Source organism: Nostoc sp. (assembly GCF_036916985.1).
Taxonomy (GTDB): Bacteria; Cyanobacteriota; Cyanobacteriia; order Cyanobacteriales; family Nostocaceae; genus Nostoc.
Window position 1 is genome coordinate 49,624 of sequence record NZ_JBALFD010000041.1, and the last position, 18,610, is coordinate 68,233.

The following is an 18,610-nucleotide window of genomic DNA, read 5'->3' on the forward strand; positions in this document are numbered from 1 at the left end:
TGTTTTATTCGCTCTTGACTCTATGCAGCTTCTTCCACTTGTGATGGTTTGCTATTGATTCCCATCCAGATTTTTTCTTCTGGTGAGAGTTGACTAAGTTGCTGTTGAAACCACTTTTCAAAATTTTCTTGCAGCAATCGTTGGCGCATAAAATCGTCCAACTGAGCAGCGATAAACTTTTCCACACGTACAATTATCCAAGAGTCACCAAAAGCTACAGGTGCTTGGACTACACCCTCTTGACTTGTGGAAAGTAACTGAGCGAAATTGGGGTTGATAGCCCCAAGTTCCACTGGGCCGACGATGCCATTTGTATTAGCTTCTGGCCCTTGCGAATATTCACGTGCCAGTTCAGGAAATGACTGTTCTCCTTCGTTAATGCGGAAGAATAATTCGTTAGCCGTTCCTCGATGTTCAGTGCGAATCAAAGAATAAATAACTTTATCAAAATGTCTTTTGTATTTGAGAAAATAAGATTCTAGTTGATGTCCCCAAGTTGCTTGTTTGAACTTTTCTACTCTGAGCTTGCGAGTTGCAAAAAGTTCTAATTGTTCTTGATTAAAACCGTAACGTAAGCACCAATCTTGGATTTTTTGCTGGGTTGTCAAATCCCAATGCTGATAAAATTGCTCTAGTGCATGAGATATTTCTGCCCTTGTGCAGATGATGGGTGCGATCGCAGATTCGATAATACTCTGAGACAACAATTGCGGAATCAGGTTGTAACTAGCCAAAAAGGGAATAATTTCTGTAGGCAAAGGGGTGCTGCAACTTTGCCCTTCGTAAACATCGCCTATTTTTAAAGCTGTCGTCATAATTGAATACTATTGTGTTGAAATATTTGACAAGTGCAGCTATAATATTCGCCATGAAGCGGTAAGTTTAGTTTTAACTATCTACCGTTTGCATCATTTGCATATCCTTGAAAGCATTGCCGTACAATACTTTCAAGTACTACTCGCCACTTCGGATGCTTAAACTTAAGCAAAAGAGGTGGTGAAGTAGTAAAAACATTCGAGCGTCGCGTCTTTATTCTGACTTCTGAATTCTTCTTCAACTAGAATGTGGAATAAAAGCGGCAAAGTTCAGGTATGATTCTCTGCCGCTTGCACCATTTGCATACCCTTGAAAGCATTGCCGTACAATACTTTCAAGTTCTAATCACCACTGCCAATACCTAAACTTAAGCAAAGGGGGTGTTGAACTGATCGAAAGTCACAGCGTAGTTAGTACTACCAATGTATTGATTGACCTGCAAGTAATAGTTACCAGATAGGGTAATGTTTGAAATCAATTCTGATGTATTACCACCCCTAATAGAGCGTGCAACTTCTTCTCCAGGATCGACAATCTGATTATTGTTAGAGTCCCGAATCAGTCGGATATCAGCATCGGCGCTAAGTCCAGTCAAGCTAATATTTACACCTTTAAAAAGTCCTAAAGAGAAGCTGTAAACATCTGCGGTGTTATTGTTATTGATGTTACCAAAACGGGTAACATCACTTGTCAGATTACCAACTACAAATTCCTTCGGCAGAAGATTGCTGTAATCAGATGTCGAAGTGGGTGTAGTTGCAGACAAGTCTAAATCGTAAAAAACAGCACCGTTACTACCTGGAGCATAGCGCTGTACTTCGGCAAAATAAGTACCTGCGTTAGCTCTAAGGTTAATGGAGTCATCAACGTTACTTCCCTTACGAGAATTAGCAACAAATCCAAATGCTCGGTCAGTAGCATCTAGTATACCGTTACCGTTAACATCGCGAAAAAGTGTCAAATCAGCATCATCGCCAGCGGTAATGTTGTTGAGAGACAAGTTGATGTTTCTGGTGCTGCCAAGTGAGAACCTAAAGACATCTGTGGGATCTCCTGCATTGACATTGAAGCCATTGAAGGAACGAACAGAACTACCTAATGAACCAAGAAATTGAGTACTCATTATTTGTCCTTAAGATATTGATTGTGTTTTGGTCAAATTCAGGTATCTTGGGGTCTTTAAAGGTGTAAACCTTTAGATTTGAACTGACATTTACTTAACTGGAGTGGCTGAGGGTTTTATGCAAACAAGAGAATAAAATTTTATTCTTTGCATTCAAGCCTTAGCTGTTTCCTTTTGTACTTGCCGCGTTCATCACCTGTTGTTTAACCATAGATATAAAATAAGCTGTTGTTTCAAGAAACACAGCATGAAAAAGACTTCAATAGTTAGGTGTTTGAAATAAAATTCTCAGGGCTTTGTATGATTTAGTCATAAAAAGTATTATTTAGTAGGCTGCTGACTCAATGTCTGACTGGAAACATTAGCCCCTAGTTAGCTATTCTCATGCTCTGCATGGAAACGAAAGAACAATAGACATCTCCGAAAAAGAATTGTTTTGACGTAGCACTGCTACATCTCTACAAGGGTTATGGGTGACGCATATTTAATTTCTGGAGATGTCTATTAATTCTGGAAATTCTTGCCGCAAGTATCTAGACGTAGGTTGGGTGGAGCGGAGCGCAACCCAACATATATCAGGATGTTGGCTTTGGCAAAGCCTCCAACACCACTTGCTACAACGCTCTTAACCCGCGCAACGCAGTGGCTCCCCAACCTACATTTTTTTTGCTTAAAGTCTTGTGGATACGATGTCTACGACGGGCTATGTCTACGTAACTCATTAGCCTTAAAGTAGTAACGACAAATTATTGTGGAATTGCGGTCAAGAGACGATGAATGCTGTAATCAATTTATTACTTTTTTTGCTGCCGATTCTGAGTAGCCTTTGGATTACTCAAACTTTCAACCCTCTATCTTCTTATCAGCCTCTCCAGATTATAGATGGGGCTGCGTTATATAAAAAACAATTAACCAATGGTAACGAAGCATATTTACAAGTTATCGATCTCCGCAAAATGCACATAGACCAAATTACCGGAGAGGTAGATGATATGGGTCTAAATGAGGGCAAATATTATAAAGGGGAAGGTGGACATTACAGCCCTTTTTTCCAAAATAAGTTGTTTTCTGAAGTAACAGACGAATATAAGAAACTTTACGCAAACAACGTTTTTTCCATGATTAATTGTTCTTTTTTTGAGCAATACCAATCTAGTACCCAATTATCCTTTCCGATCAAACTCAATGGTGTTGTCATCACTGGTGGCACTAGCCCTTATGGCCCAATCAAGGAACCAAAAGATAAATATTATAGTAATATTCGCCTCAAAATCTTAGTATGGGATAATCAGCATGCATACATTACCGATTACAATCCGGTTAGTGGTGCGCCTCTGAACCAAAAAGCAGTAAAGAATGCGATTGTTACTTACCAATACAGCGATCATCCGGCGAAAGTATTAGCCCAAAACCAAGTGAATAAATATCAACTCATCGGTACTCTCAACAAAGATGGTGTTAAGGGTGACGAGTTGTTGGCGATTATGACGGTGAACCAGGCAACTCTGGACGAAGCAGCTGATTTATTACGTAAATTAGGAGTTAAAGGCGATATCATTACCGTTGATGGCGGCAGATCAACTTATCTATTCAATTCCCAACAGGGAAACATTATTGTTCCCCAATTGTCTAATCTGCAAGAAAATCCTACTTTCCGGCATCTACCTCATTATCTGGGATTCCGTAAGAAAAGCAAAAATCAGGTCGCGCCAAAGATTTTGATTACTCAGCCAGTGAAGAAAGTACTTCCAAAGAAAGATCAGCCTTATTTAATATTGTGGCGGGATAATTTTGATGGCGATGTCTCGATTAAGTTGTACGATGGGAACAAACTTATCCAAAACATTTCTTCCCGTACTGCTAGCGATGGAGTTTATGAGTGGATACCAGGTATTGATCTAAAAGAAGGCTATTTTGTTCGCATTTCTAGCTGGAAAGACCGGAATATTTTCGGGCAGTTGCAATTGTAATTTAGCGGTACGGAAAAATGCAAGGGATAACTAGCTAAACGCAAACCTCTCAACAAGGTTGACGGTGTGGCCGCGATCACAATTGTTATCGTTTCTCACAGTAAACAACTGGCTCTGGGTGTGCGGGAACTCGCCGCGCAGATGGTTCAGGGCCAAGTTTCCATTGCTGTTGCAGCAGGGATTGAAGATTCTGAAAATCCATTGGGTACAGATCCCATCCAGGTTTATGAGGCGATCGCTTCTGTATTTTCTGATGATGGTGTTTTGGTATTAATGGATTTGGGTAGTGCTTTGCTAAGTGCAGAAATGGCAATTGAGTTTCTACCAGAAGCACAACAGCAAAAAGTGTATTTGTGTGAAGCCCCGCTAGTAGAAGGTGCGATCGCTGCTGTGGTAGCGGCGGCGGCTGGTGGAGATATTCACCAAGTTATGGCGGAAGCACGCGGCGCACTCTTAGCAAAAGCAACTCAGTTGGGTTTAGTTAGTAGTCCGTTGTCTGCTATCACCCCAATAACAACCAATATAGAATCACCAACGCGAGAAATCCAGCTGATTGTAAGCAATCGCTTAGGATTACACTCCCGTCCCGCAGCGCAGTTTGTGGCAACCGCAGCTCGGTTTAAATCCCAAATTCTAGTAGGAAATTTAACGAGAAATACTCAGCTAGTTAGGGGTGACAGTATCAACCAAGTTACAACTTTAGGAGTGCGTCAAGGACACGAACTGCTGATTACTGCCACTGGCTCAGATGCAGATGTGGCACTGGAGGCATTACAGGCATTATTCGCAAATAATTTTGGAGAAGATCGTGTTGCTTTGAATTCTCCACCAGCATTTCAGTATGAAGTTACCCCAACCACTCACGGCGAACTTTCGGGGATTGCAGCTTCTCCAGGAGTAGCGATCGCACCTGTTGTTCATTATCAACCCACTCATATTATTGTTATGCAACACCACGTTGAAGATGTGGAAGCAGAGTGGCAAAGATTACAAACAGCAATCCACACCGCCCAACAAGAAATTCAAGCAGTTTTCTCACAAGCATCTCTGCAAATTGGTGATACTGAAGCCGCCATTTTTGACGCCCAACTATTATTTTTAGAAGATCCAGTGTTGTTGGAAGCGGCTAAAGAACGCATTTTAGAACACCATATAAATGCTGAAGCCGTTTGGCAAGCTGTAGTAGATGAAGTAATAGCTTCTTACCACATACTTGAGGATTCTTATCTGCAAGAGCGAGTTGACGATGTTGTAGATGTGGGACAAAGGGTACTGCGATTACTATCTGGTAATGCCCCCGCTAATCTGAATCTTCAGGAACCAGCGATTTTAGTGGCGACTGATTTAACTCCCTCAGATACCGCTGGATTAGATCCGACAAAGGTATTGGGTATTTGTACTACTTCTGGTAGCGCCACTTCCCACAGTGCAATTATCGCCCGGACATTGGGTATTCCCGCAGTTCTGGGAGTAGATGCCCAGGTGTTGCACTTAGCAGATGGTACACTTATGGCCCTTGATGGCGAAAGTGGCAGAGCTTGGGTAGAACCAGAATCACACATCCTAGATTTACTGGCAGCAAAGCAGTCAGCTTGGCAAGCTGCTCAACAGGAAGCACAAGCTACAGCTCATCAACCAGCAATTACTCGTGATGGTAAGCAAATTAGCATCTTCGCCAATATTGGTAGTATAAATGATGTCCAAGTTGCTGTAGCTAGCGGTGCAGAAGGTGTGGGACTACTCCGCACTGAGTTTCTCTATTTAGACCGGACAAGCGCTCCGACTGAAGAAGAACAATTAGCAGTATATCAGGCGATCGCTCAAGTTTTAGATAATCGTCCGCTAATTATTCGTACCCTCGATGTCGGTGGTGATAAGCCACTTCCCTATCTCAGAGTCGGGTTTCCAGAAGCTAATCCTTTTTTGGGCTGGCGGGGAATTCGTTTCTGTTTAGATCATCTAGATTTGTTCAAAACTCAGTTACGGGCAATTTTGAGAGCCAGCATCGGACACCAAATTAAAATCATGTTGCCGATGATTGCGACGGTGACGGAGGTACGTGCAGCTAAGGTAATTTTGGCTGAAGTGCAGGCTGAACTAAATCAAGCTGGTATTGCCTTTGATGCCGCGATGAAAGTAGGAATTATGATCGAAGTACCTTCGGCAGTGGCGATCGCAGATCAGTTAGCCAAGGAAGTAGACTTCTTTAGTATAGGTACTAACGACCTGAGCCAGTACGTCATGGCTAGCGATCGCACTAATCCCCGCGTGGCAAATTTAGTTGATGCGCTACATCCAGCAGTATTACGAATGGTGCAGCAAACTGTTCAAGCTGCTCATACAGCGGGGATTTCAGTCGGATTATGTGGAGAATTGGCAGCAGATACTTTCGCAACACCAATTTTATTAGGTTTAGGGCTGGATGAGTTGAGCGTCAATCCCCAAAGTATACCTGGAGTGAAGCAGGCGATCGCTCGATTAAGTATAGTTGCAAGTGAAGCGATCGTGGCATCAGCATTACAGCAAGATTCTGCAACTCATGTCAGAGAGCTAATCTCAACGGAAATCGGCCAGAATCGCATTTAAACCTTCACTTTTTTCATAAATACGAAGTCCGTTTACAGAGCAACTAAATTTATTTATGGGAATCATTAATTTTTAATTTTGAATTTTGAATTCGGAGCGAAGCGACGTGACTCATTACATTTTAAAAGCCTCAAAAGAAACTGTGCATTTAGGTGGTTTTTCTAATCTGCTAAAACCAGCACTCATTATTGACTCTGGCGATACAGTTGACGTAGAAACTTATACTGGCTACTATGTTTACGACAAAGCACCACCTGAGTTTCTCACACCAGAATTTCTCGACATCTGCCAAAATCTTCTCCCGGAACGAAAAATTGCTGGAGGGCCGCATTTACTCACAGGGCCGATTTATGTGCGCGATGCCGAACCAGGGGATGTTTTAGAAGTACAATTAGATGCGATCGCACCTCGTTTACCTGTCGGCTTCAATGCCATTCGTACAGGTTGGGGAGCTTTACCACATCAGTTTCCTCAGCCTGCTTTGAGATTCATCCCTCTAGATTTGGTAAACAATATCGCTGAATTTCCATTAGGTGCTGGCATAAAAATTCCCCTCAAACCGTTTTTTGGAATTCTTGGTGTCGCTACTCCAGAAACCTCTCGAACTTCTATCCCACCAGGTTCTTACGGTGGTAATATCGACAATCGAGAACTGCAAGCTGGTTCTCGTTTATTTTTGCCAGTTTTTGTACCAGGTGCATTATTTTCCATTGGTGATGGACACTCGGCACAAGGAGACGGCGAAGTAAATGTCACCGCCATTGAAACTTCCATGAATGGTAGAATCACACTGAAACTTCGCAAGGATTTACAACTAACAACACCAATTGCCGAAACTCCAACTCATATCATCACAATGGGCTTTGCTCAAACCTTAGATGAAGCCTTAGAACTGGCTTTAAAAAACATGATTGATTTTCTGGAACGCTTCGTAAATTTGCCGCCAGAAGATGCTTATATATTATGTAGTTTAGCTGTGAATTTTCACATTACTCAAGTTGTAAACAGTCCCCAAAAAGGTGTACATGGAATGCTACCCAAATCAATTTTTTCTAAGCTAAACTTTATCTAAATCAAGTAAAAGGGACTGGGGACTGGGGATTAGGGATTGGGTGGCAAACCCTTAAAATTTGGTGGTGGATAAAAGCCCCCCAAATTTTAAAAAACTTTTTCCCAGTCCCCAGTACCCAGTACCAGAGCTGTGTTCCTCTCCCACCAAATTTCAATACTGCTCGGATAAGCAGGGGAGGCAAAACTCAACGCCAGCCTCCATTTCTCCCCCTGCTTAAGAAAGCTTGCCTCAACCAAGAAATTCCAAAACCTACGTCTAATGGACTATTTTAAGCTTTCATAGATAATTACGAAATTACTATTTGACAAACATAATATTGTTTGTTCTAAATTCTCACTAATGAACCTTTGGTGATGAATTTACCTACGAGATTATCAAGCTTAATAAACTTATTTGAATCCTCTTCGGGTGTGTCAAAGTTACAAGCGATGGTGCTGTAGTCTATTGTGGCAGAGCCATAACTAGTGTTGTAAATCCCGCCACCCTTGCCAGACTCGAATTTACCAGAACTGAGTTCGATTCCGAAAGCTTTATTGTGTCTGATAATGCTGTTGTCCACCGTTAGAGTGCCATCATTGTAGATGCCAGCGCCTAAATGTGCCTGATTGCCAGTTATACTGCTATGGCTCACGGTAACGATGCCTAATTGATCGTATGTAACAGTGCGAGAATAGTCGCCGCCGTCATCAGCATTATTGTAGATACCACCTCCGGCAAGAAGTGCCGTATTGCCAGTTATACTGCTATAATTTATGGTAACGATGCCAAATTTATTGTCGCTACCGTCCCCGTCAGAGCTAGAGTTGTAGATGCCGCCACCATAATCGCTGGCATAGTTATTGCTGATGGTGCTGTTACTCAGCAATAGAGTGCCATTATTGTAGATACCACCTCCGGTAGTTGCGTGATTGTCATTAATAGTGCTACCACTTACCAATATGATATCGTTTTCGCTAGTAGTGCCGCCGCCACCAGAGTCATAGGCGTAGTTATATATTCCAGCACCTTCGACTGCCGTGTTACCACTGATGGTGCTATTATTAACGCTGATGAAGCTTCCGGAGCCACCGCCGCTGGAGAAACTATAAATCCCGCCGCCGTCTTGTGCAGTGTTACCACTAATAGTGCTGTTATTTACCGATATGATAGTGTCTACGCTACGAATACCGCCGCCGTAACCGTCGAAACCACCAGGAGCATATACAGTGTTGTTACTAATAGTGCTATTACTTACTGATAAAATACCACTTTGGCTAAAAATGCCGCCCGCATCTCTACTGGTATTGGAATTAATAATGCTATTGTTCAGTGTGAATATACCTAGAAAAGTGTAGATGCCACCGCCAATAGTATATACAGAATTGCCATTAATGGTACTAGAATTCACAGTGACTATGGTGTTGGCATTGCTATAGTTGTAAATGCCGCCACCGTTGTAATCTGCGGTGTTGCCGCTAATGATGCTATGATTCACGGTTAATTTGTAGGCTTTGTTATCGCCAGAGACGTTGATTGCGATACCGCCACCACTGCCATTTGATGCCGAATTGTCACTAATTGTGCTGTTGTTCACTGTCAGATTGCCAGCACTGTAAATACCACCGCCCTCGCTAAATGCTACGCCTATAAAAAAACCATCAGTTGCAGTGTTCCCACTAATTGTGCTGTTATTCACTGTCAGATTGCCAGCGTTGTAAATACCACCACCCTCGCTCTGGATAAACTGAATGTGATTCAATATAATAATTGCAGTGTTGTCACTAATTGTACTGTTATTCACTGTAAGGTTGCCAGTGTTATAAATACCGCCACCCTGGTTGACGAGATTTCCCTCGATGTCTGTTATATTACATACTGTATTACCAGTGATGATGCTATTGCTTAAGGTAAGGACACCTTCATTGGAAATTCCACCCCCACCTCCAACAGTATTGTAGCTATTGGTAATAGTCAGCCCGTTGATTGCAGATGTTACACCACTGGCAATGTCAAAAACACGAGAAGCAGTATCATCCTTAATAGTTAGTTTGCTCGGATTTGTGCCTTCAATGGTCAGGTTATCTGTGATACTCAGACCACTACCAGTTAGATTGATCGTATGAGCCAGCCCATCTGTAAACAGTCCACCAAAATTGATGATGTCTTTTCCTGAAAGAGCATTGGCATCTAGAATTGCCTGCCGCAGCGATCCTGTACCACTGTTATTCGTATTAGTGACGGTAAATGTAGACATTACGATTACTCCAATTGTTTAAAATCGTATAAAATTTGACATCAGATAATAAGTCTGCAACCATTTTTCTGCTGTTCACCGATAGTGAGAGATCAAAGTTAATTTGAAAAACTGCGATCGCCCTACTAGTCTGCCAACCTAAAAATATGCTTTTTCGGATTGGGGTGCATCTTAAAGGTAAGGGGAAGGGTTAAAACACTTTCCCAAATAGCCAAGTTCATGAGAGTGAACTACTGAAAGCATTTTGAGATTTAAGTCTTAATTGTTTAACTTAATTGTGATGAATTCAATTAGATTAATTCATTAACTAACAGTTCTTTTTTTTTTAAGATTTTATTTACATCTATGTCAGTGTTGTGTCATTAATATGTCAAATGTGTATATAGAAGTTCAAAGAAAAATCTTTCTAAAGACAGATGAATGATTAAAGTAAAGAGTATGTAAATACCTGGTAAAGAATAGTATTTTACTTTGATTAAAAAATATAGCTGTGATAGTCTACTTATGTAGAATTACTTAGTTATCAATCAAGTGCATAGTATAGAACACTCTAGTACTCCAATACCAAAAAACCTATTGTTTAAAGGTTTAGCTACTATAGCCTTAGTTGCCATTACATTTTCAGTGGCTAATACACCCACATTAGCCGTATCACTCATTGGTGATAATCTAGGCTCTAATTCACCATTATCAGGCAGTGAAGGTATATCTGATAACACACAACCAGGTGTTTACCTTACACTACTTACAAGTGATAATTATAACAATTTTGGTGCAGTGCCGGGTCTAAACAACTACTTTCCAGAAACAAATTCTATAGTTGAGACTGTTAACAGTACACCTACTAGTATTGTAAGTTTTAGAGAAAATATAAATGTTTCAAATGGGTTTACCTTTACTAACTCCACTCCATCTTTTGACATTGATGTAACACAAGCATCAGAACCAACACTACTAAATGAACCTAATACATTACCAGGATTATTTCTATTAACTGGATTTGCATTATTACTATGTAGAAAGAACACGAAAGATGATGATAAATTAATGTAATCTTATGTTGAGAACGATAGTATTATTTAAGAAAAGTAAAAATCAGTGATGATTAGAAAAGCGGACAAAAACCTAACCCCCTAATACCATTTCACTTTAAGATTGATACAGATAGGCAGCAGGGGAAAAGAGTTAGAGACAAATCATTTGTATTAAGTATTTCATGAAATGGTATAGTCCCCTTCCTGATATAGGAAGGGGAAAAGTCAGATTACAAACTTGCTTACCCGATCAATTGAAACTTGACAGCCTACTATAAAGATATTGTCGAATTCGCAAGCCAAGCCTTGTGAGTCCATGCGTTATTAAATAACCCGACCTCTGACACTTTTAATTCAAATGAATGGGGTGGTGATTCTAGCAATAATGGCAAACCTTTATCATGAGCCTCAACTAAGTTAACTATCCAGGGAAGAAAGTCTAAGATTTCTTTTGGTAGTACAGTTAACTCGAAATCCCACACTAAATTTAGACCCCGGCATACTTGTCCTTTTCTAAATACCGTCACTCTACCAGCACTCTTGTTAATAGCCAGTCGAAGAATGAATGGGCGAAATGGGACAAATTCATCGGGTGCTGTATAAGCGTATACATTTAGATAGTTCAGTTTTTGCCTATGATCCATCCAAGATGCGATCGGTGAATTACTACTATAAGATGTACCAGTTATAATCACTGGCATATTCATAGCATCAGCAAAGTTAGAGTAGAACTTATGCCTTAGTTCGCTAACAATATGTTTAGCTTCTGGGTTCATGGTTGCTACACCTGTTACAAAAACGATACCTGCGATCGCCGACGCTAACGCATAGCTTCATCAGAATTATTTTCTAAAACCTCCTACCGACGCTCTCTACGAGACGCTAAAGGCGTAGCTTGCTTCCCTGTAAGGGTACGTGGACTCGCTCTAAGCGTTCGCGTCAGCGTCTCTGAAAGAGAAGCCTGTCGAAGAGAAGGCAATACGTAGCGCTATCCAGCCCTCTGTCTTTCTTCGGTCAACCGAAGCAAAAAAAAGGCAGACGCCTTGTCTGCCCTCAAGACCTTAGAGTTAAACTCTTGGTTTTAGACCTTAATAGGGTCGAGAGTATCCTCCTCCACCTCGTCTACCACCAGAAGAACCTCCATCAGTCTTGGGCTTGGCTTTATTAACTTTTAAGTTTCGACCCATCCATTCAGCATTATCAAGGGCATCAATCGCCGCTTGTTCTTGTGTGTCTGATTCCAATTCTACAAAGCCAAAACCTCTTACCCGACCTGTTTCTCGATCGATAGGCAATTGAACATTTTTGACAGTTCCGTATTCTGCAAAGATTTGCCGGAGGTCATCTTCTTTAACCTCATAAGATAGATTACCGACGTAAATTGACATAAAATGTCTCCAGAATCAAAGGGTGTAGAGATTTAGATCCGGAGAGGTCTGTAATACAAGTATATATAAAAACAAACTACATAGCCGAATTTCATCTTCCACGCACAATTTAACATAAATTAAAAAGTTATGTTCATCAGCAACACTATACTTATTGCAATTCAATTTTGTTATTTGCCTAATGCTCTTTTTTTACCATACTCAGTACTGAGTGCTGAGTGCTGAGTGCTGAGTAAAGAAGATTTAATACTCAGTACTTTTGCACTATGGTAAAAGCCCCGCCCGATGTTAAGCGGAATCAACAATTCGTTTGGAGGTTGATACCCCGCCCCTTGTGGGCGGTCTTTCATCTCAGCACGGGCTAAACGCCCCGCTACCGCTAACGGAACTCAGCACTCTTCATTCTCGTCAGATTAAATTTGAAACCCTATTTTGGCGTTAGTCCGCGCAGGCGGACGAGAGTTTGTATAGCCGTGATTTCTAATCGCTTGGATTATTCTCTCTTCAGAGTCATAGAAGAGCGCTAAGTAAGGAGTAGGAAATCAGGAATCAGCTTTTTCAATTTGTCCGGAGTTTTTTCATAAATCAAATCGGAAAAATCTATCTACGAGCGATCGCATAAAATTTGAAGTTACCAAAAATTCTCATCCCTGAAGTTATTTCTCTTCAAACAGTATGAGTAATTTTGAAATTTTATAAGAAGAATTCAGTATGAATTCTGTACGAGTGGGTGATAGCGCTACGTATTGCCTTCTCTACTAGATAGAGGCTCCGCCAACGGCATGGCAACGGTATGAGCGAGTCCGCGATAGCGCAGCATTAGCGATTCTCGCCTTAAAACTCTATCCCTTTATGGGTAGAGTATTCACCAATTCTGAATTCTGTATTCTGACTCCTATTTTATTCACTTAAAAGTTCGATAGGGTGCTATTAAATAAAACCAGTGCGATCGCTTGTAACATAAAATTAATCTCCATCCAGCATTTGCTAACACCTTGACGCCCATGTTTTGCGACTACCTAATTCAAATCCTGACTGCCCGTGTGTATGATGTTGCTCAGGAAACACCACTTGAGTATGCACCAAATTTATCTGCGCGGCTGAATAATCAACTCTTGTTGAAACGTGAAGATATGCAGTCAGTATTTTCTTTTAAATTACGGGGTGCTTATAACAAAATGGTGCAACTGCCACCAGATATTTTAGCAAAAGGTGTAATCGCGGCATCTGCGGGGAACCACGCTCAAGGAGTTGCCCTTGCAGCCAATCGCTTGGGAACCAAAGCGATTATCGTGATGCCAATAACTACGCCTCAAGTCAAGGTGGACGCTGTGAGAATGAGGGGCGGGGCAGTTGTGTTACATGGAAACACCTACGACGATGCTTATAGCTATGCCCGTGAATTAGAAATAGAAAAAGGATTGACCTTTATTCATCCCTTTGACGATCCTCATGTCATCGCCGGACAAGGAACAATCGGGATGGAAATTTTACGGCAATATCAGCAACCCATCCATGCGATTTTTGTTGCGATTGGAGGAGGCGGATTAATTTCTGGGATTGGGGCTTATGTGAAACGGTTGCGTCCCGAAATCAAGATTATTGGTGTTGAACCAGTAGATGCTGATGCGATGTCTCAATCGCTCAAAGCTGGACATCGGGTGCGCTTGTCTCAAGTGGGGTTATTTGCTGATGGCGTGGCGGTGCGAGAAGTCGGTGAAGAAACCTTCCGTTTATGTCAGCAGTATGTAGACGAAATCATTTTGGTGGATACAGACGCTACTTGTGCTGCGATTAAAGACGTGTTTGAGGATACGCGATCAATTTTAGAACCGGCTGGTGCATTAGCGATCGCAGCTGCTAAAGCTTACGTCGAACGAGAACAAATCCAGGGAGAAACCTTAATCGCTATTGCCTGCGGTGCAAACATGAATTTTGATCGCCTCCGCTTTGTCGCAGAACGAGCAGAGTTTGGTGAACGCCGCGAAGCGATCTTTGCAGTTACAATTCCAGAAGAACGGGGAAGTATTCGGCAGTTTTGTGAATGTATTGGCAACCGTAATCTTACCGAGTTTAATTATCGCATTGCCGATGAAAAAACAGCCCATATTTTTGTAGGTGTGCAAATTCAAAACCGTGCTGATGCTGCAAAGATGGTAGAAACCTTTGAAGCTCATGGATTTGAAACCCTTGATTTAACGGACGACGAACTAACCAAGTTACATCTACGGCACATGGTAGGTGGGCACTCTTTCCTGGCTCACAATGAATTGCTCTATCGTTTTGAGTTTCCCGAACGTCCCGGCGCATTGATGAAGTTTGTTACTTCCATGAGTCCCAACTGGAATATCAGTCTTTTTCACTACCGCAACAACGGTGCAGACTACGGACGAATCGTTGTTGGTATCCAAGTTCCCCCCCACGAGATGGAAGAGTGGCAAGCTTTTCTCGATCATTTGGGCTATCGCTATTGGGATGAAAACAAAAATCCGGCATATAAGTTGTTTTTGGGATAGGGGTATTGGGTATTGGGGACTGGGGACTGGGGACTAGGGAAGATGGGGAAGATGGGGGAGAGTAGGGAGTAGGTAATAGAGCAATACAGTTCAGATAACCCAAAAACACTTGTAGAGACGGCGATTTATCGCGTCTCGAAAACCCAAAATTGTTGCCAGTAGCCCTTAACCCAAGCGTATTGGGTAATAGAGAGTAAACAATAGAGGTGCAGAGAGAGGCAAAGGAGTAGAAAAACAATCCCCAATACCCAGTCTCCATTCCCCAATCCCCAATCTAACGAGAACTACCCTTCAATATCAGATTGGAGTCCCAAGTATAGAAGCCGATTTGATTAGGAACCCTAGCGAATCTGCCTGTACGATAGCCTCTAGATAATTCATTCAGCACCTTATTTTTGATCTCTCTAAGTTGCTGAGAATCTATTTCTCCATAAATTCCGGCGATGACTTCAGCGACGCTGAAAACTTTACCTGGATTTTGTTCTAATAGAGAGGTGAGGGCATCAATCAAGAATAGACCCTCAAAGGCTTTGAGCATCGGTACTGTTTTTGTCGGGGGTATGAAAGGCTTCTTATTTTTGTTTTTGATACTCCTAGAAGCACCATTGCGATTACTTGGGGCTACCAGACTTAAATCCAGAGTATAACAACCTGGTTCATCGGGAATAGTTACCCAGTAATTTCTTTCTCTACCTTGGGTGAGGGAAGATTGCACCCTACCTTTAACTACTCTGAATAGATTGGAATCTGGTTGAGTCGATGGAGGATATTATTCCCCGCACCTCTCAGTTAAATCTGGGCGTGCGACTTTCACCGCACCCAGCTTCCGATGTTCTTAGCTTGCGCCTTTGCTCATGTGTTTGTAATCGTGGCAACTCTCATGAATTGCTTCAAGATTATTTTTCTTCCAGTTGGCATGATTTCCATCAATGTGATGCAGGTGAACCCGTTCCTCATCAATGAACTTTAAGCCGCAGGAAGCACATCTATGGTTTTGCTTTTTAAGAGCAATAGAGGTTCCGCCGCCGTAGAGCTTCTTTTGCGTTCGCTCCAGTAGGTTGTATCTCCGTCGTAGGGTGATTTAGTTCCTTTGACAGAAACGTGTTTGTTTTCGGAGTAGGAAACTGTTGGGAATGCTTTGTCTAGTAATTTCTTGCTAGAATAGCGGTCTTGCTTGGTTTCCTTGTTAAATACCGTGTAAGCTCTTTTTTTGATGTGATATAACGAGTTTCTAGACCCGTCCATCTTGCAGAACTTATGGTAGTTTCTCCAGCCTCTAACTACCGGGGCTAATTTCTCAGCCTTTGTGGTAGCACCATAGTTCGAGTTGTTGACGATGTGTTTTACTTTCTTACGGAATGCCTTGAAATTGTCCACCGAGGGAGTGTTTCTAAACTTTCCGTTTTTCTGGACTTTAAAGTTCCATCCGAGGAAATCAAACCCATCTGTCGTGGCGGTAACTTTGGTTTTCTTTTGGCTTACATTCATTCCGCGTTTGCGGAGAAACTCGCTGATTCTCTCAAGTATCTCTATTGCGTCATCTTCGGGTCGGAGTATAATAACCATGTCATCCGCGTATCGGATCGATGGTTCGACAATATGCTTTTCTGAGGTATTGTCTGTTATTCTCCTTCCCCGTTTGTAGTCTCGATGATATTTGTGAATATCTTCGATTCCGTTGAGCGCGATATTTGCTAATAGTGGACTAACTACTCCCCCTTGAGGTGTACCTTGTTCGGGGAATTCTGGATTAACCCCCGCCTTGAGGCATCGGAATATTCCGAGTTTTAAGCCTTTAGGGGCGATGAGTTCGTCCATTATTGCTGAGTGATTAATCCTGTCAAAGCATTTTTCGATATCGAGTTCTATAACTCTTTTATCTATTCCGTTGCTTTGTGAGCGTAGGTTATCAAAGATGTACATTTGTGCATCATGGGCAGAGCGCCCAGTTCTGAACCCGTAACTCCTGGCGTGGAAAGTGGCTTCGTGTGCTGGTTCGAGTGCATATTTTGCGAGGCATTGCCAAGCTCTATCCGCGATAGTTGGTATTTTAAGCATTCTGGTAGTCCCGTCCTTCTTTGGGATGGGGATTTCCCGTAAGCCTTGATGCTTCCAATTTCCACTATTCATTTTCAGTATTTCTTCAAGGTTGAAGCGTTCTTCAAATGAGAGGGATTTCTTACCATCAATACCAGCCGTCTTTTTACCAGCATTTAGCTGAGATACAAGTCTAATTGCAAGAAATCGAGCCGAGGTAGATTTTAGAATAAGCTTTTGGAGTAACCTAGCTTTCCGCTTGTCTCCAACAAGAACCGCTTTGTACACGCGCTTTTGAAGGCGGAAAAGATTTCGGCGGAATTTCTTCCACGGTAGGGCTTTCCAAGATTCACTAGTATGTCTACTGTGTCTAATCATTTTCTCTTCTCTGGTTTGTGTATTCTGAACACCTCGAACCAATTACGGTTCGTCCTACCCGAATTGTGGGGATTCCTCCGCTCGTCTGGGCTACTTGGGGAACGAAAGCCCCTAGACCCACAACTCGTTTTTATTCGTTCCCTCGGAGAGATTGATAGTTCCGTTAGGCGTGGTCAATTCAACTACTGGATTCCCTAGACTCTTGCCGCTATCAAAGTTAAAATGCGGCGGGAATTGATTCTCCAGTGAAGTCAGGGATTTTTGTGTTGCGCCCTGCTTTTATGTAAGTTGCTTTTCTAGACCCGGTTTCGCCGTAGGAACTCCCTGTTAGCGCCAGTGTCAGCCCGCAACGGCTGTCTGTTTGCGCCCTGTTCCCAGCTTCACTCTACAAGAACCGAGCTTGTTCGGTGTGGGCAGGTAAGGAGTCAATTCTGAGTCTGAATGGCAAGACTTGCACTTGCATCTGACCGAGAGTTCAGCCTTTAATGACAGTAATCTGCTGTCAGGCTGGCTTAGTTATGTACGGGCTGATACCGTGATTCACTAAGCAACGAATCGCACAACTCTCCATAAAGCGATCGCACGATAAAATCGATATGACAAACAGTACCTATCTGCTCTTGCAATAGCTGTTTTATGGCTTCCATTCGCGAGATAGTGTGCTGATATTGAGGTAGTAAGGGGATTTCTACCACCTTCGTGGAACTATCGTTGTTCTCTGGGGCGATCTTTGGATCTGTTGATGTAGTTACAGATTGACTCTCTTTTGTATCAACAGCAGCAGAAAAAGAATTATTGATCTCAACCTGATTTGAGTCTTTTTGTTCTGACTGTACAGACTCCACTAAGTTGATTTCGTCGATGTCATCAAGGGGTGATAAAAACCGTAAAGAACCTTCTGGGGAAAGATTTGAGGTTTCATCAGCCGCAGTTAGTCTTGATATCTGTTTGTTGGCATCAGAAAAAGACCAGTTAGACAACAACGCTTCTACATGATCGAGCTGCGATCGCGCCTGCACAAAGAGGCGTTCGTACTCTTCTGTGAGGCGAGCATAATAATCTCGCAATTCCAACAGTGGTGAGAGAAAAGTGCCTGGAGGCGGTTCTAATTGTCCATTTTGAGTCATAAGGTTTTAATCAATTTAAATCTATATCACTTTTATAAGACATTGCTCTGGGTTTTGCCTTCTGAGATGTTGGTTGGGATTTCTTAGGCGGTTGGGGAGGGCGACATCTCTCACAATATAAGGGTCGAGGGCCAAAAGTCTCGCGCTTTGTCAGATCGTTACACTCTTTACAGACAAACTGGAAAACACGAGTATGAATCTGTCTTTTGTGCGCCCGGACAGTATATTCCCTAACATCAATGAATTTACTTGCCATAATCAGGAATTGTGAATTGCCGTCGTATCAATGTCCTATCAATATAGCTATTCAAGCAAATCAAACCGCATCAG

The 18,610-nt window shown here is 42.1% G+C and carries 13 protein-coding genes and 2 pseudogenes; 5 read left to right on the forward strand and 10 right to left on the reverse strand.

From position 1 onward, the window contains the following. Positions 1-20 precede the first annotated feature (20 nt). Both V7L07_RS14725 and V7L07_RS14730 read right to left on the reverse strand, forming a co-directional pair. On the reverse strand, positions 21-815 hold the full coding sequence (locus V7L07_RS14725) for a peptidylprolyl isomerase (RefSeq protein WP_335058955.1): 795 nt from the start codon (positions 813-815) through the stop codon (positions 21-23). A gap of 368 nt (positions 816-1,183) precedes the next feature. After that, a complete protein-coding gene (locus V7L07_RS14730; RefSeq protein WP_335058957.1) occupies positions 1,184-1,939 on the reverse strand; it encodes a PPC domain-containing protein in 756 nt (251 codons plus the stop codon). 773 nt (positions 1,940-2,712) lie between these two features. Between V7L07_RS14730 and V7L07_RS14735 the strand changes: the two genes are divergently transcribed. From V7L07_RS14735 to V7L07_RS14745, 3 genes are all read left to right on the forward strand, one after another. Then, complete coding sequence (locus tag V7L07_RS14735) at positions 2,713-3,909, forward strand: hypothetical protein (protein ID WP_335058959.1); 1,197 nt, start codon at positions 2,713-2,715, stop codon at positions 3,907-3,909. A 66-nt stretch (positions 3,910-3,975) separates the two neighbouring features. Further along, positions 3,976-6,495 carry a phosphoenolpyruvate--protein phosphotransferase gene (gene ptsP / locus V7L07_RS14740; protein WP_335058961.1) on the forward strand — a complete coding sequence of 840 codons (2,520 nt, stop codon included), beginning with the start codon at positions 3,976-3,978 and terminating at the stop codon, positions 6,493-6,495. Positions 6,496-6,601: 106 nt separating this feature from the next. After that, positions 6,602-7,567, forward strand: coding sequence for an acetamidase/formamidase family protein (locus V7L07_RS14745; RefSeq protein ID WP_335058963.1), 966 nt, complete (start codon positions 6,602-6,604; stop codon positions 7,565-7,567). A gap of 325 nt (positions 7,568-7,892) precedes the next feature. Here the strand turns inward: V7L07_RS14745 and V7L07_RS14750 are convergent, their stop codons facing one another. After that, positions 7,893-9,800 (reverse strand): beta strand repeat-containing protein, encoded by a 1,908-nt coding sequence (locus tag V7L07_RS14750; protein WP_335058965.1) that lies wholly within the window; start codon positions 9,798-9,800, stop codon positions 7,893-7,895. A 576-nt stretch (positions 9,801-10,376) separates the two neighbouring features. Between V7L07_RS14750 and V7L07_RS14755 the strand changes: the two genes are divergently transcribed. Continuing rightward, positions 10,377-10,853 carry a PEP-CTERM sorting domain-containing protein gene (locus tag V7L07_RS14755; protein WP_335058967.1) on the forward strand — a complete coding sequence of 159 codons (477 nt, stop codon included), beginning with the start codon at positions 10,377-10,379 and terminating at the stop codon, positions 10,851-10,853. A 253-nt stretch (positions 10,854-11,106) separates the two neighbouring features. Here V7L07_RS14755 and V7L07_RS14760 read toward each other — a convergent pair whose 3' ends face one another. From V7L07_RS14760 to V7L07_RS14770, 3 genes are all read right to left on the reverse strand, one after another. Then, entirely contained in the window at positions 11,107-11,610 is a 504-nt protein-coding gene (locus V7L07_RS14760; protein ID WP_335058969.1) for a hypothetical protein, read from the reverse strand. A 312-nt stretch (positions 11,611-11,922) separates the two neighbouring features. Beyond that, positions 11,923-12,222: an RNA recognition motif domain-containing protein gene (locus tag V7L07_RS14765; protein WP_335058971.1), complete on the reverse strand. Its 300-nt coding sequence runs from the start codon at positions 12,220-12,222 to the stop codon at positions 11,923-11,925. A gap of 170 nt (positions 12,223-12,392) precedes the next feature. Next, positions 12,393-12,572, reverse strand: coding sequence for a hypothetical protein (locus tag V7L07_RS14770; protein ID WP_335058973.1), 180 nt, complete (start codon positions 12,570-12,572; stop codon positions 12,393-12,395). 654 nt (positions 12,573-13,226) lie between these two features. Between V7L07_RS14770 and ilvA the strand changes: the two genes are divergently transcribed. Then, positions 13,227-14,738 carry a threonine ammonia-lyase, biosynthetic gene (gene ilvA, locus V7L07_RS14775; RefSeq protein ID WP_335058975.1) on the forward strand — a complete coding sequence of 504 codons (1,512 nt, stop codon included), beginning with the start codon at positions 13,227-13,229 and terminating at the stop codon, positions 14,736-14,738. A 274-nt stretch (positions 14,739-15,012) separates the two neighbouring features. Here the strand turns inward: ilvA and V7L07_RS14780 are convergent. From V7L07_RS14780 to V7L07_RS14795, 4 genes and pseudogenes are all read right to left on the reverse strand, one after another. Then, positions 15,013-15,486 (reverse strand): annotated as a pseudogene (locus V7L07_RS14780) (hypothetical protein); the annotation flags it as partial. Positions 15,487-15,573: 87 nt separating this feature from the next. Then, positions 15,574-17,153: pseudogene (locus V7L07_RS14785) on the reverse strand (group II intron reverse transcriptase/maturase). A gap of 512 nt (positions 17,154-17,665) precedes the next feature. Continuing rightward, on the reverse strand, positions 17,666-18,280 hold the full coding sequence (locus V7L07_RS14790; RefSeq protein ID WP_335058977.1) for a hypothetical protein: 615 nt from the start codon (positions 18,278-18,280) through the stop codon (positions 17,666-17,668). A gap of 10 nt (positions 18,281-18,290) precedes the next feature. Then, complete coding sequence (locus tag V7L07_RS14795; protein ID WP_229550863.1) at positions 18,291-18,536, reverse strand: hypothetical protein; 246 nt, start codon at positions 18,534-18,536, stop codon at positions 18,291-18,293. Positions 18,537-18,610 lie beyond the last annotated feature (74 nt).